The sequence below is a fragment of the Nocardioides exalbidus genome (genome assembly GCF_900105585.1).
GTDB classification, from domain to species: Bacteria; Actinomycetota; Actinomycetes; order Propionibacteriales; family Nocardioidaceae; genus Nocardioides; species Nocardioides exalbidus.
Window position 1 is genome coordinate 4,132,115 of record NZ_FNRT01000002.1, and the last position, 26,832, is coordinate 4,158,946.

General features: G+C 70.7%; 22 protein-coding genes. 2 read left to right on the top strand and 20 right to left on the bottom strand.

All coding sequences use genetic code 11. From position 1 onward, the window contains the following. Positions 1–8: 8 nt before the first annotated feature. From alaS to BLV76_RS20155, 13 genes are all read right to left on the bottom strand, one after another. Positions 9–2,711, bottom strand: coding sequence for an alanine--tRNA ligase (gene alaS, locus BLV76_RS20095; RefSeq protein ID WP_090971528.1), 2,703 nt, complete (start codon positions 2,709–2,711; stop codon positions 9–11). Then, positions 2,711–2,986 carry a DUF6167 family protein gene (locus BLV76_RS20100; RefSeq protein WP_090971530.1) on the bottom strand — a complete coding sequence of 92 codons (276 nt, stop codon included), beginning with the start codon at positions 2,984–2,986 and terminating at the stop codon, positions 2,711–2,713. Before BLV76_RS20100 ends, alaS begins: the two co-directional genes overlap by 1 nt. Continuing rightward, on the bottom strand, positions 2,986–3,507 hold the full coding sequence (locus BLV76_RS20105) for a hypothetical protein (protein ID WP_090971532.1): 522 nt from the start codon (positions 3,505–3,507) through the stop codon (positions 2,986–2,988). Before BLV76_RS20105 ends, BLV76_RS20100 begins: the two co-directional genes overlap by 1 nt. 25 nt (positions 3,508–3,532) lie before the next feature. Then, entirely contained in the window at positions 3,533–5,263 is a 1,731-nt protein-coding gene (locus tag BLV76_RS20110; protein ID WP_175539768.1) for an ABC transporter substrate-binding protein, read from the bottom strand. Positions 5,264–5,310: 47 nt separating this feature from the next. Further along, positions 5,311–6,681: a replication-associated recombination protein A gene (locus BLV76_RS20115; protein ID WP_245734798.1), complete on the bottom strand. Its 1,371-nt coding sequence runs from the start codon at positions 6,679–6,681 to the stop codon at positions 5,311–5,313. Between the two features lie 50 nt (positions 6,682–6,731). Further along, a complete protein-coding gene (locus tag BLV76_RS20120; RefSeq protein ID WP_090973034.1) occupies positions 6,732–7,904 on the bottom strand; it encodes an ABC transporter ATP-binding protein in 1,173 nt (390 codons plus the stop codon). Positions 7,905–8,053: 149 nt separating this feature from the next. Further along, positions 8,054–9,142: an ABC transporter ATP-binding protein gene (locus BLV76_RS20125; RefSeq protein ID WP_090971538.1), complete on the bottom strand. Its 1,089-nt coding sequence runs from the start codon at positions 9,140–9,142 to the stop codon at positions 8,054–8,056. 11 nt (positions 9,143–9,153) lie between these two features. Then, complete coding sequence (locus tag BLV76_RS20130) at positions 9,154–10,161, bottom strand: ABC transporter permease (protein WP_090971540.1); 1,008 nt, start codon at positions 10,159–10,161, stop codon at positions 9,154–9,156. 182 nt (positions 10,162–10,343) lie between these two features. Further along, on the bottom strand, positions 10,344–12,122 hold the full coding sequence (locus tag BLV76_RS20135) for an ABC transporter substrate-binding protein (protein WP_090971542.1): 1,779 nt from the start codon (positions 12,120–12,122) through the stop codon (positions 10,344–10,346). Positions 12,123–12,202: 80 nt separating this feature from the next. Continuing rightward, positions 12,203–13,237 carry an ABC transporter permease gene (locus BLV76_RS20140; protein ID WP_090971544.1) on the bottom strand — a complete coding sequence of 345 codons (1,035 nt, stop codon included), beginning with the start codon at positions 13,235–13,237 and terminating at the stop codon, positions 12,203–12,205. A 294-nt stretch (positions 13,238–13,531) separates the two neighbouring features. Further along, the gene (gene aspS / locus BLV76_RS20145) at positions 13,532–15,340 is read right to left on the bottom strand and encodes an aspartate--tRNA ligase (RefSeq protein WP_090971546.1); all 1,809 of its coding nucleotides are present in this window, start codon (positions 15,338–15,340) and stop codon (positions 13,532–13,534) included. Then, positions 15,337–16,689, bottom strand: a complete 1,353-nt coding sequence (gene hisS, locus BLV76_RS20150) for a histidine--tRNA ligase (RefSeq protein WP_090971548.1) — start codon at positions 16,687–16,689, stop codon at positions 15,337–15,339. The genes aspS and hisS overlap by 4 nt, the downstream gene beginning before the upstream one ends. Positions 16,690–16,700: 11 nt before the next feature. Continuing rightward, positions 16,701–17,411: an MBL fold metallo-hydrolase gene (locus BLV76_RS20155; RefSeq protein WP_090971550.1), complete on the bottom strand. Its 711-nt coding sequence runs from the start codon at positions 17,409–17,411 to the stop codon at positions 16,701–16,703. Between the two features lie 113 nt (positions 17,412–17,524). On the opposite strand from BLV76_RS20155, the gene BLV76_RS20160 reads away from it, so the two are divergent. Next, entirely contained in the window at positions 17,525–18,787 is a 1,263-nt protein-coding gene (locus BLV76_RS20160; protein WP_090971552.1) for a DUF349 domain-containing protein, read from the top strand. Positions 18,788–18,993: 206 nt separating this feature from the next. Here the strand turns inward: BLV76_RS20160 and BLV76_RS20165 are convergent, their stop codons facing one another. The 6 genes from BLV76_RS20165 to ruvC form a co-directional block, all read right to left on the bottom strand. Then, the gene (locus BLV76_RS20165; protein WP_217630404.1) at positions 18,994–21,276 is read right to left on the bottom strand and encodes a RelA/SpoT family protein; all 2,283 of its coding nucleotides are present in this window, start codon (positions 21,274–21,276) and stop codon (positions 18,994–18,996) included. 29 nt (positions 21,277–21,305) lie between these two features. Then, on the bottom strand, positions 21,306–21,854 hold the full coding sequence (locus tag BLV76_RS20170; RefSeq protein ID WP_090971554.1) for an adenine phosphoribosyltransferase: 549 nt from the start codon (positions 21,852–21,854) through the stop codon (positions 21,306–21,308). After that, a complete protein-coding gene (yajC, locus tag BLV76_RS20175; RefSeq protein ID WP_090971556.1) occupies positions 21,847–22,137 on the bottom strand; it encodes a preprotein translocase subunit YajC in 291 nt (96 codons plus the stop codon). The genes BLV76_RS20170 and yajC overlap by 8 nt, the downstream gene beginning before the upstream one ends. Before the next feature lie 109 nt (positions 22,138–22,246). Continuing rightward, positions 22,247–23,332 carry a Holliday junction branch migration DNA helicase RuvB gene (gene ruvB, locus BLV76_RS20180; protein ID WP_090971558.1) on the bottom strand — a complete coding sequence of 362 codons (1,086 nt, stop codon included), beginning with the start codon at positions 23,330–23,332 and terminating at the stop codon, positions 22,247–22,249. Between the two features lie 7 nt (positions 23,333–23,339). Then, on the bottom strand, positions 23,340–23,939 hold the full coding sequence (ruvA, locus tag BLV76_RS20185) for a Holliday junction branch migration protein RuvA (protein WP_090971560.1): 600 nt from the start codon (positions 23,937–23,939) through the stop codon (positions 23,340–23,342). After that, positions 23,936–24,487 (bottom strand): crossover junction endodeoxyribonuclease RuvC, encoded by a 552-nt coding sequence (ruvC, locus tag BLV76_RS20190; RefSeq protein ID WP_090971562.1) that lies wholly within the window; start codon positions 24,485–24,487, stop codon positions 23,936–23,938. The genes ruvA and ruvC overlap by 4 nt, the downstream gene beginning before the upstream one ends. 382 nt (positions 24,488–24,869) lie before the next feature. Between ruvC and BLV76_RS20195 the strand changes: the two genes are divergently transcribed. Then, positions 24,870–25,868, top strand: a complete 999-nt coding sequence (locus BLV76_RS20195) for a type IV toxin-antitoxin system AbiEi family antitoxin domain-containing protein (protein WP_090971564.1) — start codon at positions 24,870–24,872, stop codon at positions 25,866–25,868. Between the two features lie 149 nt (positions 25,869–26,017). On the opposite strand, the gene BLV76_RS20200 is transcribed toward BLV76_RS20195, so the two are convergent. Continuing rightward, positions 26,018–26,803 (bottom strand): YebC/PmpR family DNA-binding transcriptional regulator, encoded by a 786-nt coding sequence (locus tag BLV76_RS20200; protein ID WP_090971566.1) that lies wholly within the window; start codon positions 26,801–26,803, stop codon positions 26,018–26,020. Positions 26,804–26,832: the final 29 nt, after the last annotated feature.

Here is a 26,832-nt window from a genome sequence, read left to right on the forward strand (position 1 = left end):
CGTCCCGCTCAGGCCTGGACCGCGACTCGGCCGACCTCGGAGGCGACCAGCGCCAGCGCCTCGTCGATCCGGGAGGCGTCGGTGCCGCCGCCCTGCGCGACGTCGTCCTTGCCACCGCCCTTGCCGCCGAGCAGCGGGCCGACGGCCTTGACGAGGTCGCCGGCGGACAGGCCGCGGCTCCGTGCCTCGTCGTTGGTCGCGGCGACGACGGACACCTTGCCGTCGGCGTTGCCGATGATCACGACCACGCCGGGCTCGCCCTGGGGCAGCCGGCCGCGCACGTCCATGGCCAGGTTGCGTACATCGCCCCCGCCGGCGCCGTCGGCGCGGTGGGCCACGACCTTGACCGGCCCGACCTGCGTCGCACCGGCCGCCAGGTCCGCGCTCGCGCCGAGGAGCTGGGCCAGGCGCGCCTTCTCCAGCTCCTTCTCGGCCGCGCGGAGGCGCTCGGTGAGGCCCTGCACCCGCTCGACGATGTCGTCGGGCTGGGTCTTGAGCAGGGTCGTCAGCTGGGAGACGACGTCACGCTCGCGGGCGAGGTAGCCGAAGCCCTCGACGCCGGTGAGCGCCTCGATGCGCCGGTTGCCCGAGCCCACGCTCGTCTCGCCGGTCACCACGACGGTGCCGATCTGCGAGGAGTGGTCGACGTGCGTGCCACCGCAGAGCTCGCGCGACCAGGGACCGCCGATCTCGACGACGCGCACCTTGGTGTTGTCGTAGGTCTCGCCGAACAGCGCGATCGCGCCCCAGTCCTTGGCCTGGTCGAGGGTCATGTAGTCCCACGAGACGGCGAGGTCGGCGCGCAGCGCCTGCTGCGACACCAGCTCGATGTCGCGCACCTGCTCCGGGCTGAGCGCCTGCGTCCAGCCGAAGTCGAGGCGGAGGTAGCCCGGTCGGTTGTAGGAGCCGGACTGCAGCGCCGTCGGGCCGAGCACCTCGCGCAGCGCGGCGTGCACGACGTGGGTGCCGGAGTGGGCCTGGCGGGCGCCGATGCGCCACTCGGGGTCGACGCGCGCGTGGACCCGGCTGCTCGCGTCGAGCTCGCCGTCGAGCACCCGGACCTGGTGCACCACGAGGCCCTTCACCGGGCGCTGGACGTCGATGACCTCGAGCTGGCCACCGTCGAAGACGATCGTGCCGGCGTCGGCCACCTGCCCGCCGGACTCGGCGTAGAAGGGCGTGCGGTCGAGCACGACCTCGCCGATCTCGCCCTGCGCCAGGCGCGGGACGGACGCGCCCCCGCTGAGGAGCGCGAGCGGGCGCGACTCGGTCTCGAGCGTCTCGTAGGCGAGCCACTCGGTGGGACCGTGCTCGTCGAAGATCCCGCGGTAGACCGCGGTGTCGCCGTGGGCGCCCTTCTTGGCGCGGGCGTCGGCCTTGGCGCGCTCGCGCTGCTCGGCCATCAGCCCGCGGAAGCCCTGCTCGTCGACGGAGAGACCGGCCTCGGCCGCCATCTCGAGGGTGAGGTCGATCGGGAAGCCGTAGGTGTCGTGGAGCGCGAAGGCACGCTCGCCGGACAGGGCCGAGCCGCCCGACTGCTTCACCTCGGTCGCGGCGGTGTCGAAGATCTGGGTGCCCGCCTGCAGCGTCTTGCGGAAGGCGTCCTCCTCGGCGAAGGCGACCTGCGAGATGCGCGCCCAGTCCGTGAGGAGGTTGTCGTAGGTCTGACCCATCACGTCACGCGAGACCGGCATCAGCTCGGGCAGCACCCGGTCCTCGCAGCCGAGCAGGCGCATCGAGCGCACCGCGCGGCGCAGCAGGCGGCGCAGGACGTAGCCGCGGCCGTCGTTGCCGGGCGTCACGCCGTCGCCGATCAGCATCATCGAGGAGCGCACGTGGTCGGCGATGACCCGGAAGCGGACGTCGTCGCCGGGGTCGTCGCCGTAGCTCTTGCCGGTCATCTCCTCGGCCTTGGCGATCACGCCGTACATGACGTCGATCTCGTACATGTTCTTCTTGCCCTGCAGGAGCAGCGCGACGCGGTCGAGGCCCATGCCGGTGTCGATGTTCTTCTTCGGCAGCGAGCCGGCGATGTCGAAGTCGGACTTGGAGCGGACCGCGCTGAGGTCGTCCTGCATGAAGACCAGGTTCCAGATCTCCAGGAGCCGGTCCTCGAGCTCGAACGGCATGTCCGGGCCGAGCGTGGTCGGGTCGAAGTCGGGGCCGAAGTCCGGACCCCGGTCGTAGAGGATCTCCGAGCACGGACCGCCCGGGCCGGGCACGCCCATCGACCAGTAGTTCTCCTTGTTGCCCAGCTGGACGATGCGCTCGCGCGGCAGGCCGGTGACCTTCATCCAGAGCTCGATCGCCTCGTCGTCGCCGGCGAGCACCGACGGGTAGAGCCGGTCGACCTCCAGGCCGAAGCCGCCGTCCTCGACCGGCTTCGTGATCAGCGTCCACGCCAGCTCGATGGCGCCTTCCTTGAAGTAGTCGCCGAAGGAGAAGTTGCCGCACATCTCGAAGAAGGTGCCGTGCCGCGTGGTCTTGCCGACGTCCTCGATGTCAGGCGTGCGGATGCACTTCTGCACGCTCGTGGCGCGGTCGTAGGGCGGCGTCTCCTGGCCGAGGAAGTAAGGCTTGAACGGCACCATGCCGGCGTTGACGAAGAGCAGGTTCGGGTCGTCGGCGAGCAGCGAGGCGGAGGGCACCACGGCGTGTCCGGCGGCCTCGAAGTGCGCGAGGAAGCGGCGGCGGATCTCGGCGGTGTCCATCAGTGCTGGTCCTTCTGGGGATCGGTGGAGCTGGTCAGTTGGGGACGTCCGTCCCTGGTCACATGGGGCCGCAGGCCCAGCTGTTCGCGCAACTCGGTTTCGCGCTCGGTGCGGCCCTGGTGGACCTCCTCGGCGAAGAGCCGGGCGCCGGCCTGCCACCCGCGGAGGCGGTCCCGCATGCCGTCGGCGGTGAGGGACTCGGCGGCACGGCGGGCGCGGGCGGCGGCGTAGACCCCGACCCCCGCCCCGGCGACGAACCAGAGTGGTCGACCCATCAGGCGACGTCCTCCGCGGGCTTGGTGGTGACGGTGCGTCCGGCGTCGCGCTCGCGGGCGCGGAACTCGCGCAGCGCCTGCTTCATCTCGGCGCGGCGCTCGCGCCCGGCCTGCCTGCTCTCCTGGCGCACCTGGAACCGGATGCGGTTGCGGCTCTCGGGCGACAGCGCGCGCCGCACGCCGTGGGTCCACGACGCCGCCTTGACCACGGTCTCGCGGGCCACGATGTCGGCGAACAGGCGGCCGTCGATCGGTCGCGCGACGGGGTCGGGCACGCGGTCGGTGTCGTCGTCGACGCCGATCCCCGTGATGACGTAGGTCGTCGCAGCGGCGTCCGGGGCCGGCGTGGGCGGCACCGCGGCGGGCGACTCGAGGACGGCGATCCGGTCGGCGAGTTCGGCGAGGGACGACTCGGCGTGGCGCGCGCGACGGCGTGCGAGCAGGGCCAGCACGAGCGCGGCGAGGGCCACCAGGCCGGCCGCGACCAGGCCCACCTGCACCCACTCCTGCTGCGTCGTCACCGGGACACCCTATAAGCCGCCCGGGTCACGGGACGACGAAGAGGTCCTTGTAGTTGGGAGCACCGGCGGCGCCGTCACCGGTGGGATTGCCGACCCGGTCACCGAAGGCGAAGAGCTGGTTGAGGTAGCCGACGGGGATGATCGGGAAGTAGTCGTCGAGGATCCGCTCGTCGAGCGCGCCCCACGCGTCGGCCTGGCGGTCCATCGGCAGGCGGGCGATGTCGTCCATCTCGGCGTCCACCGACGGCTCGTCGAAGTGCGCGGTGTTGAAGGGGGCGTCAGCGGCGAGGAGCGGCGGCAGCAGCGCCGAGCCGGCCGGCCACGGTGGGCACCAGAGGACGCCGCGCAGGTTGAGCTGCTGGTTGACCTCGTTGCCGGGGTCGAGCCAGACGTTGTAGATCGACTGGTGCACCGGGATGCTCCGCACCGAGAACCCGCCCGCCTGAAGGCCCTTCTCCACCTGCTCCTGCATCGCGGTGGCGCGCGGGTCGGTCTGGTTGTAGGCCATCGTGATCTCGTAGGGCTCGTCGGCGAACCCGGCCTCGGCGAGTAGCGCCCGGGACCGCTCGGGTGCGTAGGTGATCGGCTCACCGTCGACGTGGAAGTCCTTGCGACCGACCATCCCGGGTGGCATCAGCGACCCCGCACGCATACGGGTCACGCCCGGGACGTCGCCCCCGGCCATCCAGACGTCCTCGTAGGGGTAGGCGTACGCGAGCGCCTTGCGGACCCGGATGTCGGTGATCTTGCGGTAGTCGGGGGTCACCGTCCCGACGCACTGCGACGCCTGGTGCACCAGCCGGTCACCGAGCACCTCGTCCGCCTCGACGTAGCGGTCGACGCCGAGCGAGGTCGTCAGCGCCGTGCGACCGGCGTCGCGGCCCGACAGGATCATCTCGGTGACCTTGGCCTGGTCCTGGCTGAACTTGAACACGAACCGGTCGGCGTACTGGTGGCGCGCCGGGTCGGAGTCGGCGTCCCAGGCGTCGTTGCGCACGAGGACGAGCTCCTCGTCCGGGGTCCAGCTCGCCACCTTGTAGGGGCCCGTGGCCATCGGGCGCTGGCGGTAGCGCGTCGGCTCGGAGGCGTCGCCCAGCGGGGCGGGTCCCATCGCCATCACCGCGGCGTAGTAGTCCATGTCGGGGAACGGGACGGCCATCTCGATGACGACGTCGCGACCCTCGACCGAGATCGCGTCCCAGTCCTCGCACGCGGCGTCGTCGCCGGTGTAGGGACCGTCGTAGTCGTCGGTGCCGGCGAAGAAGTGGGTGGAGTACTCCGCTCCCGGGCCTGCGGGGAAGACCTCGGTGTCGAGGGAGCGACAGATGCCGAAGGCGACCTCCTCCGGGGTCACCGGACTGCCGTCCTCCCACGTCGCGTCGTCGCGGATGGTGAAGGTCCACTCGGTGTAGTCGTCGTTCGGGCGGCCGAGGTCGGTGGCGAGGTCGGGCACCAGCACCGACTCTCCGTCGGGGCCGCGGGCGTACTGGGTCAGCGAGCGGCTCACCAGCGAGCCCTGGATCGCGTTGCCGGGCGCGGACCACGCGCCGGTCGGGTCGAGCGTGTCGGGGCCCGGCGCCGCCGGCAGGTAGACCGTGAGGGTCCCGCCGACCTCGGCGCCCTCGATGGGCGCCGCCGGGCCGGTGCGTCCCGGGTCCTTGGCTCCTGCGACCGGGGCGCCGAACGAGGCCGGCGGGTCGTCCTCCACCCGCGGGTGGGGCGCACCCGGGCTGGCCGTACAGGCGGCAAGGGTCACCAACAGGACGCTGGCCCCCCAGGCCAGTCCTCGAGCGTCGCGCATGATCAGGCCCTGCCCCTGACGATCCGCTTGATCCGCTCCCAGCGCTCCTTGACGCCGGCCTCGGCGCCGAGCGTGGTCGGCACGTAGTAGGCCGCGTCGGCCAGCACGTCGGGGAGGTACTGCTGCTCGGCGACGCCGAAGGCCTCGTCGTGGGGGTAGCGGTAGCCCTTGCCGTGGCCGAGGTCCTTGGCGCCTCCGTAGTGGGCGTCGCGCAGGTGCGGGGGCACCTGGCCGATCTTGCCGGCCTTCACGTCGGAGATGGCGCCGTCGATGCCGACGATGACCGCGTTGGACTTCGGCGCGATCGCGAGGTGGATCGTGGCCTGGGCGAGGTTGATCCGGGCCTCGGGCATGCCGATGAGCTGCACGGCCTGCGCGGCGGCGACGGCGGCCTGGAGCGCGGTCGGATCGGCCAGCCCGATGTCCTCGCTCGCGTGCACGACCAGGCGACGGGCGATGAAGCGCGGGTCCTCCCCCGCCTCGATCATCCGGGCGAGGTAGTGCAGGGCGGCGTCGGGGTCGGATCCGCGGATCGACTTGATGAACGCCGAGATCACGTCGTAGTGCTGGTCGCCCTGGCGGTCGTAGCGGACGGCCGCCTGGTCGACGGCGGTCTCCGCGGTGGCGAGGTCGATCGCGTCGAGCCCGTTGCTCGCCGCGGCGCCCGCGGCCGCCTCGAGGTAGGTCAGTGCCCGCCGCGCGTCACCGCCGGCGAGGCGCACGAGGTGGTCGCGCGCCTCGTCATCGAGTCCCGTCGCGCCCGCCAGGCCGCGCTCGTCGGTGAGCGCCAGGTCGATCACCTCGGCCACGTCGTCGTCGGTGAGCGACTGCAGCCGGAGCAGCAGGCTGCGCGAGAGGAGCGGGCTGATCACCGAGAAGAACGGGTTCTCCGTGGTGGCCGCGATGAGCGTCACCCAGCGGTTCTCCACCCCGGGCAGCAGGGCGTCCTGCTGGGCCTTGCTGAAGCGGTGGACCTCGTCGACGAACAGCACCGTCTCCTGCCCGCTGCGGACGAGCTCGGCGCGGGCGCCGTCGATCGCCGCTCGCACCTCCTTCACGCCGGCCGAGACGGCCGAGACCTCGACGAAGCGGCGGCTCGTCTGCTGGCTCACGATCGCGGCGATGGTGGTCTTGCCGGTCCCGGGCGGACCCCACAGCAGCAGCGACATCGACTGGTCGCCCTCGATCAGCCGGCGCAGCGGCGAGCCGGCGGCCCGCAGCTGCTGCTGGCCGACGAGCTCCTCGATGGTGCGCGGACGCATCCGGACCGCGAGCGGTGCCGAGGCATGCGTGTTGGCCCCGAGCGATCCGCCCCCGGGTACGACGCCGGGCGCGGGTTGCCCCGCGCCCGGAATCTCGAACAAGCCGTCCACGTCGGTGAGTATCTCCCGCCCCGCCGACAGCGGCGGCAGGAGGCTCGGGGTCAGACGCCGGTGGTCTGCTTGGTCGTGAGGTCGTACCAGGTCTTCTCGTAGCCGGGGATCGTGAGCTGGGTGTTGCTGGGCACGACTCCCGGCACCGAGCTGCCCTGGTCGTCGACGCCGAGCAGCTCGGTCGTCACCGGGGTAGCCGGGTGCGCCCCGAGCTCGCCGGCGAAGTGGCAGGCGACCTTGTGGCGCTTGCCGATCTGGAGCAGCGGCGGCTCGACCTTGGCGCAGATCTCCTGCGCGAACTGGCAGCGGGTGCGGAAGCGGCAGCCCGACGGCGGGTTGATCGGGCTCGGCACGTCGCCCTCGAGCCGGATCCGCTCGCGCCGGCCACCGATGGCGGCCTGCTTCACGTCGGGCACCGCGGACAGCAGGGCCTGCGTGTAGGGGTGGTGCGGCTTGCCGTAGATCGTCTCGCGGTCGCCGATCTCCACGATCTTGCCGAGGTACATCACGGCGATCTCGGGGCAGAAGTGGCGAACGATCGCGAGGTCGTGGGCGATGAAGAGGAAGGCCACGTCGAACTCGGACTGGATGTCCTGGAGCAGGTTGACCACCTGCGCCTGGATCGACACGTCGAGCGCGGAGACCGGCTCGTCGGCGACGAGGACCTTCGGGTTGAGCGTCAGCGCCCGGGCGATGCCGATGCGCTGGCGCTGGCCGCCGGAGAACTCGTTGGGGTAGCGGTTGTAGTGCTCCGGGTTGAGGCCCACGACCTCGAGCAGCTCCTGGACCCGCGACAGGACCTTGTTCTTCGGGACGATCTTGTGCACCTCGAGGGGCGCACCGACGATCGTGCCGACGGTGTGGCGCGGGTTCAGCGAGGTGTAGGGGTCCTGGAAGATCATCTGCACGTCGCGCCGCAGCGGCTTCATCTGGCCGTTCGAGAGCTTGGCGAGGTCCTGGCCCTCGAACATCATCGAGCCGCCGGTCGGCTTGTAGAGCCGGGTGATGAGCCGGCCGGTGGTCGACTTGCCGCACCCGGACTCGCCGACCAGGCCGAGCGAGCCGCCCTTCGGGACCTCGAACGAGATGCCGTCGACCGCCTGGACGTGGCCCACCGTGCGGCGCACGACCCCGGACGACTTCACCGGGAAGTACATCTTGAGGTTGTCGACGGTCAGCACCGCCGGGGCGTCCGGGTCGAGCTCGGACGCGACGTGGCCCATCTCGGCGACGGAGGCGAAGTCCAGGTCGACCGGCACCTCGTGGTCGGCCGTGACGTCGTGCTCGTCGACCAGCTGCCGCTCCCCCGACTCGGCCGCGTTGGCGCCGATCTCGGTGGGCTCGATCTCGGCGCGGGCGTTGGGGTCCTGGGTCATCGGGTCTCCTCGACGAGCTCGGGGGCGATCTCGGGCAGCACCTCGGTGCGGTAGACCCCCACGGGGTCGGCGAGGTGGCACCGCTTGAGGTGCGCCGTGCCGGAGCTCGCCGGCAGCAGCTCGGGTCGCTCGGTGCTGCACAGGTCGCCGGCGACCTTGTCGGAGTGCACGCACCGCGGGTGGAAGGAACATCCTGACGGCGGCCGCAGGAGGCTGGGCGGGTTGCCGGGGATGGGGATCAGCCGCGCGTCGGTCGAGGCGTGGACGTCCGGGATGCTCGAGAGCAGGCCCCACGTGTAGGGCATCTCCGGCGAGGTCAGGATCTGCTTGGCGGTGCCGTACTCCACGCAGCGACCGGCGTACATCACGAGCACGTCGTCGGCCATCTCGGCGATCACGCCGAGGTCGTGGGTGATGATGATGACCGCGGAGTTGAACTCGCGCTGGAGGTCCTGGAGCAGGTCGAGGATCTGCGCCTGGACGGTCACGTCGAGCGCGGTGGTGGGCTCGTCGGCGATGAGCAGCGAGGGGTCGTTGATGAGGCCCATCGCGATCATCGCGCGCTGCCGCATGCCGCCGGAGAACTGGTGCGGGAAGTCGTCGACGCGACGGTCGGGCTGCGGGATGCCGACCCGGTCGAGCATCTCGATGGCCTTGCGGCGGGCGTCCCGCTTCGACGCGCTGGAGTGGTGGACCAGGTAGGCCTCCTCCAGCTGCTTGCCGATCTTGTAGAACGGGTGGAGCGCCGCGAGGGCGTCCTGGAAGATCATCGCCATCGAGTTGCCGCGCAGGGCACGCATCCGCGACTCGCTGAGGCCGACGACCTCGGTGCCGCCGACGCGGATCGAGCCCTCGATCTGCGCCGACTTCGCGTCGTGCAGGCCCATCACGGCCATGCTCGAGACGGACTTGCCCGAGCCGGACTCGCCGACGATGCCGAGGGTCTTGCCCTTCTCGACCGTGTAGCTCAGGCCGCTCACCGCGGTGACGGGACCGTCCTGGGTCGGGAAGGTGACCTTCAGGCCCTCGACCTGGAGGTAGGGACCGGACGCCTGGTCGTCGGCAGCAGCAGAGGACGGGGTCATGGGAACACTGGTCACGAGAGCCTCACCCTCGGGTCGAGGACGCTGTAGACGACGTCCACGAGCAGGTTGGAGATGATGAGCACGACGGCACTGAACAGGGCGGTCGCCTGGACGACGGGCAGGTCACGGCCCTGGACCGCCTGCAGGCTCCAGTAGCCGATGCCCTGGATCTCGAAGATCCGCTCGGTGAAGATGGTGCCGGCGAGCAGGGTGCCGAAGTCGATGCCGAAGATGGTCACGACCGGCACCAGCGCCGCGCGCAGGCCGTGCTTGTAGACGATGGTGCGGGCGGGGAGGCCCTTGGCCTTCGCGGTGCGGATGTAGTCCTCACTGAGGGCCTCGACCATCGCACCACGCGTGAATCGCGTGTACTGGGTGCACCCGAAGATGCCGAGCGCGACCCAGGCGAGGAACAGCCCGGTGAACCACTTGACGGGATCGTCGGTGAGCTTGAAGTAGCCGGTGTCGCCCACGACGGGCAGCGGGTAGGTGATCGTGAGGTAGAGCCAGGTCAGCAGCGCGAAGAGGTAGTAGGGGATCGAGCTGATGAACAGGAAGCTCGAGACCAGGGCCTTGTCGGCCACGGTGCCACGCCGTCGCGCAGCGGCGACGCCGATGGGGACACCGAACAGGAGGTAGAGGAATGCACCGCCGATGGCCACGGAGAAGGTCGCGGGCATGCGCGAGACCAGCTCCTCCTTGACCGGCTGCTTGGTGCGGTAGCTGACGCCGAGGCACGGCGCGTCGCACTGGTACTCGTTGGAGGCGATGGTGAGCGTGCGGCCCACGAAGATGCCCTTGACGTACTTGCCGTACTCCTCGTAGACGGGGTTGTCGTAGCCCAGGGTCTTCTCGTAGATGTCCAGCTTGGCCGCGGTGCAGCGGTTGCTGGTCTCTCGGTCGCAGATGGGCTGCGCGGGACTCGACGGGCCGAACCAGAACAGCAGGAAGATCGCCATCGAGACCAGCGTCACGACGAGGACTCCCGAGATCAGGCGCTTCACGACATACGCGAACATCGCAGGTCACTCTCCGGGGATGGTGGATGAGTCGGAACCCCCGGGCAGACAGACTACTCGTCGCCGCGGTGGAAGGTCCGGGCTGGCGAGTGGGGGCCCCCGGTCAGGGAGCCCCCACTCGTCAGTGGTTGCTACTGGGTACTACGTGGTGGTCCGGGCCCGAGCCCGGGTGGTCACCAGGATCACTGCATGACGTACAGGTCCTTGTAGTTCGGCGCACCGATGGAACCGTCGCCGGTCGGGTTGCCGACCTTCGTGCCGAAGACGAACAGGTCGTTGCGGAACGCGGTCGGGATGATCGGGAAGTAGTCCGTCATGATTTTCTCGTCCAGCGCACCCCAGGCGTCAGCCTGCTCCTCGAGCGGCAGCGTCGCGATGTTGTCCATCTCGTCGTTGACCGAGGCCTCGTCGAAGTAGGCGGTGTTGTAGACAGCGCCACCCTTCAGCAGCGGCGGGAGCATGGTCGAACCGGCGGGCCAGTCCGAGCACCAGTTGACGCCACGGAGGTTGAGGGTCTTGTTGACCTTGTTGTCGGGGTCGAGCCAGATGTTGTAGGGCGACTCCTGGACCGGGATGGCCTTGACCTTGAAGCCGGAGGCCTCGAAGCCCTTGGTGATCTGGTCCTGGCCGGCCTTGGCCAGCGGGTCGACCTCGTAGTAGACCATCGTGATCTCGTACGGGTTGTCGTCGCCGTAGCCGGCCTCGGCCAGCAGCTCCTTGGCCTTCTCCGGGTCGTAGGTGATCTGCTCACCGTCGACCTGGAAGTCGTTGACCTTGCCCGCCATGCCGGGGGGCATGACCGAGTTGGCCGGGACCCGGGTCACGCCGGGAACCTCACCGGTGGCGATCCAGACGTCCTGGTACGGGTACGCGTAGGCGAGCGCCTTGCGGACGTTGATGTCGGTGATCTTCGTGTAGTCAGGCGTCAGCGTGGAGACACACTGTGAGGTCTGCTGCACGAGGCGGTCGCCGAGCTGGCCGTTCGCGTCGTTGTACTTGTCCGAGCCGAGGCCGGTGGAGACGGCGGTCTGGCTGTCGGAGTTGTCCGAGAGCATGATCTCGTCGACCTTGGCCTGGTCCTGGTTGAACTTGAACACGAACTCGTCGGCGTACTGGTGACGGGCCGGGTCGGAGTCAGCGGACCACTGGTCGTTCTTGACGAGGACGAGCTCCTCGTTGGGCTTGTAGCTGTCGACCTTGTAGGGGCCGTTGGACAGCGGCTTGTTGCCGTAGTTCGGCGGCTTGGAGGCGTTGCCGAGCGGGGCCGGGCCCATCGCCATGAAGGCGCCCCAGTAGTCCATGTCCGGGAACGGCTTGGCCATCTTGATGGTGACGTCCTGGCCGTCGACCGAGATGCCCGTGTACTTCTCGCAGTTGGGGTCCTTGCCCGTGTAGGGGCCGTCGTAGTCGGCCGCACCGTCGAAGTACGTCTTGGAGTACTCCGTGCCGGGGCCGGACGGGAACGCCTCGGAGTCGAGCGAGCGGCAGATGCCGAACGCGACCTCTTCGGCGGTGACGGGCTTGCCGTCCTCCCACGTCGCGTCGTCACGAATGGTGAAGGTCCACTCGGTGAAGTCGTCGTTGGGGGTGCCCAGGTCGGTCGCGAGGTCCGGGACCAGCACCGGCTGGCCGTCCTCGTCGCGTGCGTACTGGGTCAGCGAGCGGCTCGTGAGCGCCTGCTGGATCGAGTTGCCCGTGACGGACCAGCCGGCCGTCGGGTCGAGCGAGTCGGGACCGGGGTCGCCGGGGAGGTAGACCGTGATGGTGCCACCAGCGGCGGCGCCGTCGATGTCGGCGGCGGGGCCCTGACGCTCGGCGTCCTTGGTGCCACCGGTCTGGTCGCCGAACTCCCTGTCCGTGCCACCGCTGCTGCCGCTGTTGTCCGACGACCCGCCGCCACAGGCGGCGAGGGTCAGGAGCGCGGCACCAGCAATGAGTGCGAGCGGCTTGTTCCGCTTCATGCTGTCCAGCCTTTCCTTTTTGTTCTCACCGAGGACGGCGTCTCCGGCGACGTGCGTGGAACCTGGGGCCGAGCTGGTGCTCAGCGCCGGGTCTTGGGGTCGAGGGCGTCGCGGATCGCGTCACCCAGGAGGTTGAGGGAGAGCACCAGCGCGACGATGCCCAGGAGCGGCGCCCACAGGAACTGCGGGTACTCGCGGAAGTAGGTCGGCGTCGCGGCCTTGAGGATCACCTGGCCCCACGAGATGCCGTCGGTGACGCCGATGCCGAGGTAGGCCAGGCCCGCCTCGAGCGCGACGAACGTCGGCAGCATCAGCGAGACGCTGATGATGATCGGCGCGGCGAGGTTGGGCAGCAGCTCCTTGAACAGGATGCGCGAGGTCGGCATGCCCATCACGCGGGCCGCCTGGACGAACTCGCGCTCGCGCAGCGCGAGCACCTCACCACGGATCAGCCGGGCGGTGCCCATCCAGCCGAAGAGGGCCAGGACGGCGACCAGGCTGAACTTCTGGATGGTCTGGTAGCTGTCGTAGAGGTTGAAGCGCTCGTTGAGGATCGGCGCCAGGGTCAGCGCGGCGAGCAGGAACGGGATCGTGAGGAACATGTCGATGAAGAACGACAGGATCTTGTCGACCGCGCCGCCGAGGAAGCCGGCGAGCAGGCCGATCACGACGCCCACGACGCTGGCGACCACCGTGGCGACCGTCGCGATGAGCAGCGAGGTGCGGCAGCCGTAGAGCCAGTAGGCCAGGTTGTCGTTGCCCGTCTGCGGCGCGACGCCCAGCGGGTGGTCCCAGGTGAAGGGACCGAAGGGCGGGCCCATCTCGGGCTTCGGCATGTTGTTGTTGAGCCCGTCGACGCGCTCGCTGGCGAGCGGGGTCTCGAGGCTGACGCCGAAGAGGTGGCTGATCGGGCCGGCGAAGACCGCGCACACGATGAAGAACAGCACCACGAGCGCACAGACGACCGCGATCTTGTCCTTGGCCAGGCGGCCCAGGGCGATGCGGAGCGGAGACTTGCCGGAGATCTCCTTCGCCTGCTGGCTGTTGGGATCCTGGTGCTCCGGCTCGTCAGTCAACGAGCCGAGCGTCTCCGGCCCTGCGGTGTCTGCCGACATGCTCTCCCCATCTGGTTCGGGACTGTCCCGGCGGCCGCTCCGGAGGTCTCCCGGGGCCGTCGCCGGAAACGGACTCTATGTGACCTGCGACGCGGGAACGATCACTGCCGCGTAACGATCCAGTTACGACCGGTTCACCTGGAACCCCCGGCAAACCTCCGGAGGATCTCGTGATATTCGGGATGTCCTCCGCGCCCGAGGCCTCCTCGGCGACGTCCCTTCCCGCGTGATCGGCGTACGACGAAGGGACGGTGACCACCGAATCGGTGGTCACCGCCCCTTCCGTGCGTGGGATCAGGCCTCGGCCGCAGCGGCTGCCGGGTCGCCCTTCGGCTCGGGCCGGGCGTCGACGCCGGCCTCCTTGCGCTGCTCCGGGGTGATCGGCGCGGGCGCGGCGGTGAGCGGGTCGTAGCCGCCACCGGACTTCGGGAAGGCGATGACGTCGCGGATCGAGTCGGTGCCGGCGAGCAGCGCCACGATCCGGTCCATGCCGACCGCGATGCCACCGTGCGGGGGCGCGCCGAACTTGAAGGCGTCGAGCAGGAACCCGAACTTCTCCTGGGCCTCCTCCTCGCCGAGGCCCATCACGGAGAAGACCCGCTTCTGGACGTCGCCGCGGTGGATACGGATCGACCCGCCGCCGAGCTCGTTGCCGTTGCAGACGATGTCGTAGGCGTAGGCCAGGGCGCTGCCGGGGTCGGTGTCGAACGTGTCGAGGAACTCCGCCTTCGGGCTGGTGAAGGCATGGTGCACCGCCGTCCAGGCGCCGGCGCCGACGGCCACGTCGCCGCTGGCGACAGCGTCGGAGCTGGGCTCGAACAGGGGCGCGTCGACGACCCAGGTGAACGCGAACTCCGCGTCGTCCAGCATGTCTCCGCGGCGGCCGATCTCGAGACGGGCCGCGCCGAGCAGCGCGCGGCTGCTCCTGACCGGGCCGGCGGCGAAGAAGATGCAGTCGCCGGGAGCCGCGCCGACGTGCGCTGCGAGGCCCTCGCGCTCGGCGTCGGTGAGGTTCTTCGCGACCGGGCCACCGAGCTCGCCGTCCTCGGCGACCGTGACGTAGGCCAGGCCCTTGGCGCCGCGCTGCTTGGCCCAGTCCTGCCAGGCATCGAACTGGCGGCGCGGCTGGCTGCCGCCGCCGGGCATCACGACCGCACCGACGTAGTCGGCCTGGAACACGCGGAAGGTGGTGTCCTTGAAGTACTCCGTGCACTCGACGAGCTCCAGGCCCATGCGCAGGTCGGGCTTGTCGGAGCCGTACCTCGCCATGGCCTCGGCGTACGTCATCCGCGGGATGGGCCGCTGGATCGTCTTGCCGGCCTGCGCCCACATCGCCTCGAGGACGCTCTCCATGAGCTCGATGACGTCCTCCTGGTCCACGAAGCTCATCTCGATGTCGAGCTGGGTGAACTCGGGCTGCCGGTCGGCGCGGAAGTCCTCGTCGCGGTAGCAGCGCGCGATCTGGTAGTAGCGCTCCATGCCGCCGACCATCAGCAGCTGCTTGAACAGCTGCGGGCTCTGCGGCAGGGCGTACCAGCTGCCGGGCGCGAGCCGGGCGGGCACCAGGAAGTCGCGGGCACCCTCCGGCGTCGAGCGGGTCAGGGTGGGCGTCTCGATCTCGACGAACGCGCGCTCGTCGAGCACGTCGCGCGCGGCCTTGTTGATCTTCGAGCGCAGGCGCAGGGCGGCGTTGGGGCCGGAGCGGCGCAGGTCGAGGTAGCGGTGCTTGAGGCGCGCCTCCTCACCGACCTCGCCGCCCTTGTGGCCGGACGCGTCGTCGATCGGGAACGGCAGCGGGTCGGAGGTGGAGAGCACCTCGACGTCGGTGGCCACGACCTCGATCTCGCCGGTGGCCAGGTTCGGGTTCTCGTTGCCCTCCTTGCGGGCGACGACCTCCCCGGTGACCTTCAGGCAGTACTCGCTGCGGAGGCTGTGGGCGACCTCCTCGTCCCGGACGACGACCTGCACCACGCCGCTGGCCTCGCGGAGGTCCAGGAACGCGACGCCGCCGTGGTCGCGGCGCCGCGCCACCCACCCGGCGAGCGTGACGGTCTGGCCGACGTCCGTGGCGCGCAGGGCGCCGGCGTCATGGGTGCGGATCACTGGTTCTCCTCGATGGTGTTCTGGGTGGTGACGATGATCGGACGGAGGTCGGCCGGAGGTGGGGTCCAGGTGGCCGGGTCGGCCTCGACCTGGTCCCCCGAGCGGATGTCCTTGACCTGGTGGCTGCCGTCGGCCTGGACGAACCAGACATAGGGGATGCCGCGCCGCTCGGCGAAGCGGATCTGCTTCCCGAACTTCGCAGGAGCGGGGGCGACCTCGCACGCGACGTCGCGGGACCGCAAAGCGGCGGCGACCGCCGTGCTGGCGGCCCGGTCGTCCTCGGTGTTGAGCGCGACGAGCGCCACGCTGGGCACCGGCCGGCTGCCCGCCAGCACGCCGTCGGCGATCAGCGGGACGAGCGTGCGGGAGACGCCGAAGGACACCCCGACGCCGGGATAGGTCGTACGACCGTCGCTGGCGAGCGCGTCGTAGCGCCCTCCCCCGCCGACCGACTTGAGCCGTTCGTAGCCCGCCATGAAGATCTCGACGACGGTGCCGGTGTAGTAGTCGAGGCCGCGCGCGATGCGGAGGTTGGCCTCGACGCTCACCCGGTCGCCCGCGACGGCGCGACAGCCGTCGACGACGGCGGCGAGCTCCTCGAGGCCCTGCTCGAGCAGCTCGTCGGTGACGCCGAGCGCGCGGACCTTCTCGACGAACGAGGTGTCGGCGACCCGGATGGTGGCCAGCTCGAGGCACCGCTGGGCCTGCTCCGGCGTCGTACCGACGCGCTCGACCAACATCGTCGCGACCTCGTCGGCCGGGAGCTTGTCGAGCTTGTCGATCACCCGGATCGCGTCGGTGACGTCGTCGATGCCCAGGCCGCGGTAGAAGCCCTGGATCAGCTTGCGGTTGTTGAACTGGAACGACACCGGCGGGATGGGCAGCCGGCCGAGGGCGTCCACCATCACTGACATCACCTCGACGTCGTGGTGGAACGGCAGCTCGTCGCGCCCGACGATGTCGACGTCGGCCTGCGTGAACTGGCGGTAGCGGCCCTCTTGCGGGCGCTCGCCACGCCAGGCCGGCTGGACCTGGAACCGGCGGAACGGGAACTCGAGGTGACCGGCGTGCTCGAGGACGTAGCGGGCGAACGGCACCGTCAGGTCGAAGTGGAGGCCGAGCTCGGCCCGGGCGTCCGCCTCCGCGTTGATCCGCTGGAGGACGTAGATCTCCTTGTCGACCTCGCCGCCCTTGGCCAGCCGGTCGATCGGCTCGACGACGCGCGTCTCGATGTTGGCGAAGCCGTGCAGCTCGAAGGTGCGCGACAGCGACGCGACGACCTCGCGCTCGACGGTGCGCTGCGCAGGCAGCAGCTCGGGGAACCCGCTCAGCGGGGCGATCTTGCTCATCTCTTCTTTCCTCAGAGTCCGCGGGTCACCCGGCCTGCTCCGCCGCCGTCCAGCAGCTCGAGCAGGTAGGGGTTGGTGGCGCGCTCGCGCCCGATGGAGGTCTGGTTGCCGTGGCCGGGCAGCACGACGATGTCGTCGGGCAGCGTCAGCACCTTGTCGGTGAGGCTGCGCAGCATCGTCGCGTGGTCGCCGCCGGGCAGGTCGGTCCGGCCGATGGAGCCCTCGAAGAGCAGGTCGCCGGAGAACATCACCTCCGAGACGTCCTGCTGCGCGTAGGGCGTCCGGAAGGTCACCGAGCCCTCGGTGTGCCCCGGCGTGTGGTCGACGACGAACCTCAGCCCGGCGAGCTCGAGCTCGGCGAGGTCGGAGAGCTCGCGCACGTCGTCGGGCTCGGCCCACGAGTAGTCGCCGCCCAGCAGCATCTGGGTGGACTCCTTGCTCATGCCGGCCATCGGGTCGGTCAGGAGGTGCCGGTCGCTGGGGTGGATCCAGGCCGTGGCGTCGTAGGTGCCGGCCACCGGCGCCACGCACCACATGTGGTCGACGTGCCCGTGCGTGACCAGGACGCTGACGGGCTTGAGCCGGTGCTCGCGGACGACGTCGGCGACGCCGCCGGCGGAGTCCTTGCCCGGATCGATGACGACGCACTCCGTGCCGGGACCGGTCGCCACGACGTAGCAGTTGGTGCCCCACGGCCCGGCGGGGAAGCCGGCGATGAACACAGGCGTCAGTCCTTGCTTGTCTCGTGCTGGAGCTCGGGTCAGATCTCCGGTCGGATCTCCTCAGGAGGGAAGCCTACCGAGGCCGGTCGCGGCCATGACTACGATGGGCGACCATGAGCGCCGACCAGCAGTCCCCAGACGACTCGGCCCAGGCGGCGACGCCGTGGGGGCGGGTGGCCGAGGACGGCACCGTCTACGTCCGCACCGCCGAGGGTGAGCGATCCGTCGGGTCCTACGAGGCCGGCACGCCGGCCGAGGCCCTGGAGTTCTTCACCAAGCGATTCGAGGAGCTGGAGGGCAAGGTCCACCTGCTCGAGCAGCGCGTGGCCTCGGGCCGCCTCGCCCCCGAGGAGGCGACCTCCTCGTCGAAGGCGCTGCGCGAGCAGGTCGTCGACGCGCACGCGGTCGGTGACCTCGTCAGCCTCGCGGCCCGCCTCGACGCGCTGGCCCCGGTGATCGCCGTGCAGCGCTCGGCCCGCAAGGAGGAGCGCGCGCAGAAGACCGCGGAGTCGAAGGCGGAGAAGGAGAAGCTCGTCGCCGAGGCCGAGCGCCTCGCCGAGAGCTCCGACTGGCGCAACGGCGCCAACCGCCTGCGCGAGCTGCTCTCGACGTGGAAGGAGCTGCCGCGACTCGACCGCGCCACCGACGACGCGCTGTGGCGGCGTTTCTCCACCGCCCGGACGACCTACACCCGCCACCGCAAGGCGCACTTCGCCGAGGAGCACGAGCGCCGCGACAGCGCCCGGGTCGTCAAGGAGCGGCTCGTCAAGGAGGCCGAGGCGATCTCGGCGTCCACCGAGTGGGGTCCGACCGCCGGCAAGTACCGCGACCTGATGCGCGAGTGGAAGGCCGCAGGTCCTGCGCCCCGCGAGGTCGACGACCAGCTCTGGCAGCGGTTCCGCGGCGCCCAGGACACCTTCTTCGGTGCCCGCGACGCGGCCAACGCCGCCCTCGACGAGGAGTTCACCGCCAACGCCGAGGTCAAGGACGCGATCCTGGTCGAGGCCGAGGCGCTCGTGCCCGTCACCGACCTCGACGCGGCCAAGAAGGCCTTCCGCGACCTCGCCGACCGCTGGGACGCTGCCGGGAAGGTCCCGCGCGACCGGATGAAGGACCTCGAGGGCCGGATGCGCAGCGTCGAGCAGGCGATCCGCGCGGTCGAGGACGAGCAGTGGAGCAGGAGCGACCCGGAGAAGTCCGCGCGCGCCGACGACATGATCGGCAAGCTCGAGGCCGGCATCGCGGAGACGCAGGCGCGCCTCGACAAGGCGACGGCCGCGGGCGACGCGCGGAAGGCCAAGGACCTCGAGGGCGAGCTCGCCAACAAGCAGGCGTTCCTCGACATGGCGAAGAAGGCCGCAGCCGACTTCAGTTGAATGGCGCTCGCTCCGCTCGCGCGTGCTCACCGCCCCTGAGGACGTCGTCCTTCCTCCTCGCTCGACCTGCGCTGCCTCGCTGCGCTCGTCACGCTTGCTCGCTCGTCGTCACGACAACGTCGGGCGGCGAGCGCGGTGACTGAGCGGGGCGCTCGGCTGGCCGGCCTCGGTCGAGCACCCGGTCAGGCGAGCGGAGCGAGCGCCATTCAAGCAGTGACTCTGTAAGCGTCGAAGACGCCGGGCACGGCGCGCACGGCGCGGAGCACGCCGTCGAGGTGGGCGGCGTCGGCCATCTCGAAGGAGAACCGGCTCTTGGCCACGCGGTCGCGGGTGGTGGAGAGCGTCGCGCTGAGGATGTTCACGTGGGCGTCGGAGAGCGCCATCGTGATGTCGGAGAGCAGCCGGGCGCGGTCGAGCGCCTCGACCTGGATGTTGACCAGGAAGGTCGACTGCGAGGTCGGCGCCCACTCGACCTCGAGCACCCGCTCGGGCTGGCCGAGCAGGCTGGCGGCGTTGGTGCAGTCCTTGCGGTGGACCGAGACTCCCCCGCCCTTGGTGACGAAGCCGAGGATCGGGTCCGGGGGCACCGGGGTGCAGCACTTGGCCAGCTTGACCCACAGGTCGTCGACGCCGGGGACGATCACGCCGGAGTCGGTCGGCGCCCGCTTGGCGCGGGACCGGCCGGTGATGGTGACGCCCTCGGAGAGGTCCTCCTGGGCTCCCTCGTCGCCGCCGTGCAGGTCGATGACGCGCCGTACGACGGCCTGGGCGCTGAGGTTGCCCTCGCCGACCGCCGCGTAGAGCGCGGAGACGTCGGCGTGGTGGAAGTGCTCGGCCACGAGCGCGAGCACGTCGTGCGTCATCAGGCGGGTGAGGGGCAGGCCCTCCTTGCGCATGAGCTTGGCGATCTGGTCCTTGCCGTGCTCGATCGCCTCCTCGCGCCGCTCCTTGGTGAACCACTGGCGGATCTTCGAGCGGGCGCGCGGTGACTGGACGAAGTTGAGCCAGTCGCGCGACGGCCCGGACGTCGGCGACTTGGAGGTGAAGACCTCCACGACGTCGCCGTTGTCGAGCCGCGACTCCAGCGGCACCAGGCGGCCGTTGACCCGCGAGCCGATCGTGTGGTGGCCGACCTCGGTGTGGACGGCATAGGCGAAGTCGACCGGGGTCGCACCCATCGGCAGGGGGATCACGTCACCGCGCGGGGTGAAGACGTAGACCTGCTGCTGGTTCATCTCGAAGCGCAGCGACTCCAGGAACTCGCCCGGGTCCTCGACCTCGCTCTGCCAGTCGAGGAGCTGGCGCAGCCAGGTGAGGTCGTCCTTGTCGCCGAGGCGGTCGGTGTCGACCCCGGCCTTGGAGTTCTCCTTGTACTTCCAGTGCGCGGCGACGCCGTACTCCGCCCGGCGGTGCTGGGCGAAGGTGCGGATCTGCACCTCGACCGGCTTGCCCTGCGGACCGATGACCGTCGTGTGGAGCGACTGGTACATGTTGAACTTCGGCATCGCGACGTAGTCCTTGAACCGGCCCAGGACCGGGTTCCAGCGCGAGTGGATGACGCCGAGCGCGCTGTAGCAGTCACGGTCCTCGTCGACGAGGATGCGGATGCCGACGAGGTCGTAGATGTCGGAGAAGTCGCGACCGCCGACGATCATCTTCTGGTAGATCGAGTAGTAGTGCTTCGGCCGGCCGGTGACCTTCGCGTTGATCCGCGCGGTCTTGAGATCCTGCTCGATCTCGTCCACGACCTCGGCGAGAAACTGGTCGCGCGAGGGCGCCCGCTCGGCGACCATGCGGACGATCTCGTCGTAGATCTTGGGGTGCAGCGTCGCGAAGGCGAGGTCCTCGAGCTCCCACTTGAGCGTGTTCATGCCGAGGCGGTGCGCCAGCGGCGCGTAGATGTCGAGGGTCTCGCGCGAGGACCGCTCCTGCGAGGCGGCCGGGACGTAGCGCAGCGTGCGCATGTTGTGCAGCCGGTCGGCGAGCTTGATGACCAGCACCCGGATGTCGCGCGACATCGCCACGATCATCTTGCGGATCGTCTCGGCCTGCGCCGAGGCGCCGTACTGCACCTTGTCGAGCTTGGTCACGCCGTCGACCAGGAGCGCGACCTCGTCACCGAAGTCGCCGCGCAGCTCGTCGAGGGTGTAGGGGGTGTCCTCGACCGTGTCGTGGAGCAGCGCCGCGACCAGCGTCGGCTCGGTCATGCCGATGTCGGCGAGGATCGTCGTCACCGCGAGCGGGTGGGTGATGTAGGGGTCGCCGCTCTTGCGCATCTGGCCGGTGTGCCACTTGTCGGCCACGGCGTACGCGCGCTCGAGGAGGGCGAGGTCGGCCTTGGGGTGGTTGGCGCGGACCGCGCGGAAGAGCGGCTCCAGGACCGGGTTCTGGGCAGGCGGGCGGGTGCCGACGCGGGCGAGGCGCGCACGCATGCCGCGCGCGGTCAGGGGCGCCTTCGCCTCCTGGGCGGGTGCCTGCTCCTCTGCCATGGACCGAGTCTAGTTGTCGGCTGTGCGGGTCAGATCGTCAGCAGGGTGCTGACCGGGAGGTCACCGGTGACCTTGCGCGGGTCGAGGAAGCCCAGCTCCATCAGCACGGCCACTCCGGTCGCGACGCCGCCGCACCTCTCGACCAGCTCCCGGGTGGCCACGACGGTGCCGCCGGTGGCGAGCACGTCGTCGACGAGGAGCACCCGCTCCCCCGGTGCGATGGCGTCGCGGTGCACCTCGAGGGTCGCCTCGCCGTACTCCAGGGAGTACGACACCGCGTGCGCCGCGCGCGGCAGCTTGCCCGCCTTGCGGACCGGGACGAAGCCGATGCCGAGGGCCAGCGCGACCGGGGCGGCGAGGATGAAGCCCCGCGCCTCCATGCCGACGACCTTGTCGACCGCGACGTTGCCGTGGTCGTCGCGGCCGGCCGCGGCCAGCGCGTCGATGACGGCTGAGAAGGCGTGGTGGTCGGCGAGGACCGGGGTGATGTCCTTGAACGTGACGCCGGGCTCGGGCCAGTCGGGGACGTCGACGGTGAGGCGGGTCAGCGCCTCCTGCGCTGCGGAGCGATCAGGCATCGCCGGGCTCCTCGATCCCGGGCAGCGCGGACTCGACCTTCGCGATGGCCGCGCGGGCGATCTCGATCCGGGTGCCGGCGGCGATCTCGAGCGTCGCCCGGTCGTCGTCGATCGAGGTGACGGTGCCGAAGATGCCGGACGACATCATGACCCGCTGGCCGACCTCGATGCTGCTCTGCAGGGCAGCGACCTCCTTGGCCCGGCGCTGCTGGGGACGGATCCCCACGAAGTAGAAGAGGGCGAGGATGGCGGCGAGGGGCAGAAGCGCGGCGAGGTCGTTCACGGCAGGGTCTCCTAGGGGTCGGGGGAGATCATGGGTCTGGTCGGCGTGTGCCTGAGCCCGTGGAGTCTACGGGGCGGCCCGCGCCCGGCCCATCCTCCGTCGGTCGCCCTCAGTCGTCGAAGAGCGTGGAGTCGACCGTGGGCATCGGCGGAGGCGTCAGCCCGAGGTGGTGCCACGCAGCGGGCGTCGCGACGCGACCCCGCGGCGTCCGGGCGAGGAAGCCGTTGCGGACCAGGAACGGCTCGGCGACCTCCTCGACGGTCTCGCGCTCCTCGCCCACGGCGACGGCCAGGGTGGAGACGCCGACCGGTCCCCCGCCGAAACGGCGGCACAGCACGTCGAGCACGGCCCGGTCGAGGCGGTCGAGGCCGGACTCGTCGACCTCGAACAGCTCGAGCGCGGCCTGCGCGACCGGCAGCGTGAGGACGCCGTCGGCGCGGACCTGGGCGTAGTCGCGGACGCGGCGCAGCAGCCGGTTGGCGATGCGGGGCGTGCCGCGCGAGCGACCGGCGATCTCCTTCGACCCCTCGGCCGTGAGGTGCACGCCGAGGAGGCCGGCGCTGCGGTGGACGATGCGGTCGAGCTCGTGGGGCTCGTAGAACTCGAGGTGGGCGGTGAAGCCGAACCGGTCGCGCAGCGGGCCCGGCAGGAGGCCGGCGCGGGTGGTGGCGCCGACGAGGGTGAAGGGCGGGATCTCCAGCGGGATCGCGGTGGCCCCGGGGCCCTTGCCGATGACGACGTCGACCCGGAAGTCCTCCATCGCCATGTAGAGCATCTCCTCGGCGGGGCGCGACATCCGGTGGATCTCGTCGACGAAGAGGACGTCGTTCTCGTTGAGGCCCGACAGGATCGCGGCGAGGTCGCCGGCATGGGTGATGGCCGGTCCGCTCGTGAGGCGGAGCGGGGTGCTCATCTCGGCGGCGATGATCATCGCCAGCGTGGTCTTGCCGAGCCCCGGCGGGCCGGACAGCAGGACGTGGTCGGGCGCCCGGCCACGACGACGGGCGGCCTCGAGGACCAGCCCCAGCTGGTCGCGCACGCGCACCTGCCCGACCACCTCGTCGAGCGTCTTGGGGCGCAGCGCCGCCTCGACCGCGCGCTCGTCGTTGTCGGCGTCGGCGTCGGTGAGCCGCTGGAGGTGGGCGTGCTCGGCCGCCGTCAGCTCGACGTCCTCGTCGGTGTCGTCCCAGTTCATCGCTGGCTCACGCCTTGCTCAGGGTGCGCAGCGCGGCGCGCAGGAGGGCGCCCACGTCGGGCCGGTCGCCCGCGTCGGGGGCCACGGCCTCGACGGCCTTCTCCGACTCCTTGGCCGACCAGCCGAGGCCGACGAGCCCCTGCTGGACCTGGTCGCGCCACGCGTCGTGATGCGGGAGGCTCGCGGCCGGCTGGTGGACGCCGACCGGAGGCCCGATGCGGTCCTTGAGCTCGAGGATGATCCGCTGCGCACCCTTCTGGCCGATGCCCGGGACCCGGGTGAGCGCCTTGACGTCCTCGGTGGTGATCGCCCGGCGCACGTCGTCGGGGCTCATGACCGCGACGATCGCCTGGGCGACCTTGGGTCCGACCCCGGAGGCGGTCTGCACGATCTCGAAGATCGACTTCTCGTCGTCGTCGAGGAAGCCGAAGACCGTCAGGCTGTCCTCGCGCACGACCATGCTGGTGGGCAGCGTCGCCGGCTGGCCGACGCGCAGGGTGGCCAGCGTCCCGGGCGTGCACATCAGCTCGAGCCCGACTCCCCCGACCTCGAGGACGGCGCTGTTGAGGGTGACGGCGGCGACCTCGCCGCGGACGAAGGCGATCATCGGGTCCTCATCTTCTGCTTCTGGGCCCTCACCAGGGCCTGCTGCTGGGCCACGGCGGCCTCGAGCCGGTTGCTGGCCGAGCCGCGCCAGACGTGGGTGATGGCGAGCGCGAGCGCGTCGGCGGCGTCGGCGGGCTTCGGCAGCTCGGTGAGCCGCAGGATCCGCACCACCATCGCCCCGACCTGCGCCTTGTCGGCACGACCGTTGCCGGACACCGCGGCCTTGACCTCGCTGGGCGTGTGCATCGCGATCGGCAGCCCCCGCCGGGCCGCGACCACCAGGGCGATGCCGCTCGCCTGGGCGGTGCCCATGATGGTGCTCGAGTCGGACCGGGCGAAGACCCGCTCCACCGCCACCGCGTCGGGCCGGTGCTCGTCGAGCCAGGCGTCGAGGCCCTTCTCGATGGTGACCAGCCGCTCCGCGACCGGGAGGTCGGAGCTCGTGCGGATCACGCCGACGTCGACCATCGACAGCGGGCGCCCGACGCTGCCGTCGACCACGCCGACGCCGCACCGGGTCAGGCCGGGGTCGATGCCGAGCACCCGCACGCGCCTCACCCTCCGCCTCGCACTGACCGGTCCGTCCGAACATGTGTTCGTGCGGTCACGCTATCCCGCGGCGGATGCGGGACGGCGTACGACACGCGGCGCGGCGCGGCTGGCGCGGTCAGCGCCCGCCAGCCCCGTGCCGGGCGCCGAGCCGCTGTAACGCCGGGTTGGCGCTTGTAGGCACCCCCTCCGGAGATGGGTAGAACAAGCAACAACCGGGCGTTGCAGCGGGCGCTGGCTCTGGGCGATCGACCCAGGAGCGGGCCAGGAGCGGGCCAGGAGCGGGCCAGGAATCATCCACAGGAGCGCAGCCCGACGCGTTCTCCACAGGGCCGGACGTGCGGGAGCGCGTGGTGGCGGCGCGGCAGGTCATCGTCGTGCGATGTACCTGCCCGCCTTCGCACTGATGCACCGCCAACACGGCCTGGTCAGCCACCGCCAGCTGGCCATCCTCGGACTGGTCCGCAGCGACATCGAGCGGCTGGTCCGCTCGGGGCGACTCGTCCGGGTCCGACGCGGCGTGTACGCCGATGGCGAGGCGTGGGCAGCGGCTGAGCCGTATCGAGCACGTCCCCTGCTGCGAGTGCGCGCAGCCGCGATCAGCCTGCAAGCACCTGCCTACGCGTTCAGCCACGACTCGTCGAGCATCGCGCTGGAGATGGGTGCTCCTTCCCCGACCACGGCACTGGTCCACGTCACGCGCCGCAAGGTGCACGGCGACGCGGAGCGAGCAGGGGTCAAGCACCACCGGGCGCCGTTCCAGGACCAGGACACCTTGGACGTCGAGGGACTGCGGATCCTCGGGCCTGCTCGTACGGCGCTGGACATGGCTCGTGAGCACGGCCGCGCGGCGGGACTGGCCGCGTGCGACGCCGCGCTGAGGCGCGGGGTGACCCGCCAACAGCTGCGGAACGTGCTCGAGGAGATGTCGTGCTGGCCGGGCTCCACTGTCATGCGGTGGTGCACCGAGCATGCCGACCCCGGCGCCGAGAGCTATCTGGAGTCGCAGGGCCGCGAGCTCGTTCTCGAGCTCGGCATCGGTCGGCCGCGCACCCAGCTCGGACTCGGCGACGGTCGTCGCGAGGTGTGGGTCGACTTCCACGTGGGTCGGCAGATGTTCGAGGTCGACGGGCTCGGGAAGTACCCCGACGATCCCGCGAAAGCGCGAGCCGCGCTGCGCAAGGAGAAGGACCGCCAGGACTTCATCAGCGGCTTCAAGCTGGGCGTCGCTCGGATCACGGCGTACGACTGTGGCCCGGGGCGGGCTGCCGCACTGGCGCGGCTGCGGCGCGAGCATGCCGAGACGTGCCGTCTGTTCGGGACCGCGATCGACGACCTTGCCCCCTACATCCTCGCGCCCGAGCGCCGGCGCTCCGCCTGAGAGGCGTACCTCCGCGCCGACTCGCCGACCCTCCTACTGGCGGTCTGGCGGCAGCACGCGCTGTAACGCCGGGTTGCCGCTTGTAGGCACCCCCTCCGGAGATGGGTAGAACAAGCACTAACCCGGCGTTACAGCGGCGAGCCGGACGCTCAGGCGTCGGCTTCCTCGAGCTCGGCCATCACGTCGGCGGGGATGTCGACGTTGGTGAAGACGTCCTGCACGTCGTCGAGGTCCTCGAGCGCGTCGAGGAGGTGGAGCACCTTGCCGGCGCCGGCGGCGTCGACCGGGATCTCGAGGCTGGCGACGAACTCCACGTCGGCGGAGTCGTAGTCGATCCCGGCGTCCTGGAGCGCGGTGCGCACGGCCACCACGTCGGTGGCCTCGCTCTGCACCTGGAAGGCCTCGTCGAGGTCGTTGACCTCCTCCGCGCCGGCGTCGAGGGTCGCCTCGAGGACGTCGTCCTCGGTGACCTCACGCACGGTGCCGTCGTGGTCCTGGGTCTTCGGCACGACGACGACACCCTTGCGCGTGAACAGGCGCGAGACCGACCCCGGGTCGGCCATCGTGCCGCCGTTGCGGGTGACCGCGGTGCGGACCTCCATGGCGGCACGGTTGGTGTTGTCGGTGAGGCACTCGACGAGGAAGGCGACGCCCTGGGGGCCGTAGACCTCGTAGGAGATCGTCTTGTAGTCGACGCCGCCCGACTCCGCACCGGAGCCGCGCTTGAGGGCGGAGTCGATGTTCTTGTTGGGGACCGAGCTCTTCTTCGCCTTCTGGATGGCGTCGTAGAGGGTCGGGTTGCCGGCGGGGTCGCCGCCGCCCTGCTTCGCCGCGACCTCGATGTTCTTGATCAGCTTGGCGAAGAGCTTGCCGCGCTTGGCATCGATCGCGGCCTTCTTGTGCTTGGTCGTTGCCCACTTGGAGTGGCCTGACATGGGTCCTCTATCTGTCGCGTGTCGTGAGG

Bases quoted from the DNA above. Each gene is read 5' to 3' on its own strand.
- alaS (WP_090971528.1), bottom strand. From the start codon at position 2,711: ATGGACACCGCCGAGATCCGCCGCCGCTTCCTCGCGCACTTCGAGGCC.
- BLV76_RS20100 (WP_090971530.1), bottom strand. From the start codon at position 2,986: ATGGGTCGACCACTCTGGTTCGTCGCCGGGGCGGGGGTCGGGGTCTAC.
- BLV76_RS20120 (WP_090973034.1), bottom strand. From the start codon at position 7,904: ATGGGCCACGTCGCGTCCGAGCTCGACCCGGACGCCCCGGCGGTGCTG.
- BLV76_RS20125 (WP_090971538.1), bottom strand. From the start codon at position 9,142: ATGACCCCGTCCTCTGCTGCTGCCGACGACCAGGCGTCCGGTCCCTAC.
- BLV76_RS20130 (WP_090971540.1), bottom strand. From the start codon at position 10,161: ATGTTCGCGTATGTCGTGAAGCGCCTGATCTCGGGAGTCCTCGTCGTG.
- BLV76_RS20135 (WP_090971542.1), bottom strand. From the start codon at position 12,122: ATGAAGCGGAACAAGCCGCTCGCACTCATTGCTGGTGCCGCGCTCCTG.
- BLV76_RS20140 (WP_090971544.1), bottom strand. From the start codon at position 13,237: ATGTCGGCAGACACCGCAGGGCCGGAGACGCTCGGCTCGTTGACTGAC.
- hisS (WP_090971548.1), bottom strand. From the start codon at position 16,689: ATGAGCAAGATCGCCCCGCTGAGCGGGTTCCCCGAGCTGCTGCCTGCG.
- BLV76_RS20160 (WP_090971552.1), top strand. From the start codon at position 17,525: ATGAGCGCCGACCAGCAGTCCCCAGACGACTCGGCCCAGGCGGCGACG.
- BLV76_RS20165 (WP_217630404.1), bottom strand. From the start codon at position 21,276: ATGGCAGAGGAGCAGGCACCCGCCCAGGAGGCGAAGGCGCCCCTGACC.
- BLV76_RS20170 (WP_090971554.1), bottom strand. From the start codon at position 21,854: ATGCCTGATCGCTCCGCAGCGCAGGAGGCGCTGACCCGCCTCACCGTC.
- ruvB (WP_090971558.1), bottom strand. From the start codon at position 23,332: ATGAACTGGGACGACACCGACGAGGACGTCGAGCTGACGGCGGCCGAG.
- ruvA (WP_090971560.1), bottom strand. From the start codon at position 23,939: ATGATCGCCTTCGTCCGCGGCGAGGTCGCCGCCGTCACCCTCAACAGC.
- BLV76_RS20195 (WP_090971564.1), top strand. From the start codon at position 24,870: ATGTACCTGCCCGCCTTCGCACTGATGCACCGCCAACACGGCCTGGTC.
- BLV76_RS20200 (WP_090971566.1), bottom strand. From the start codon at position 26,803: ATGTCAGGCCACTCCAAGTGGGCAACGACCAAGCACAAGAAGGCCGCG.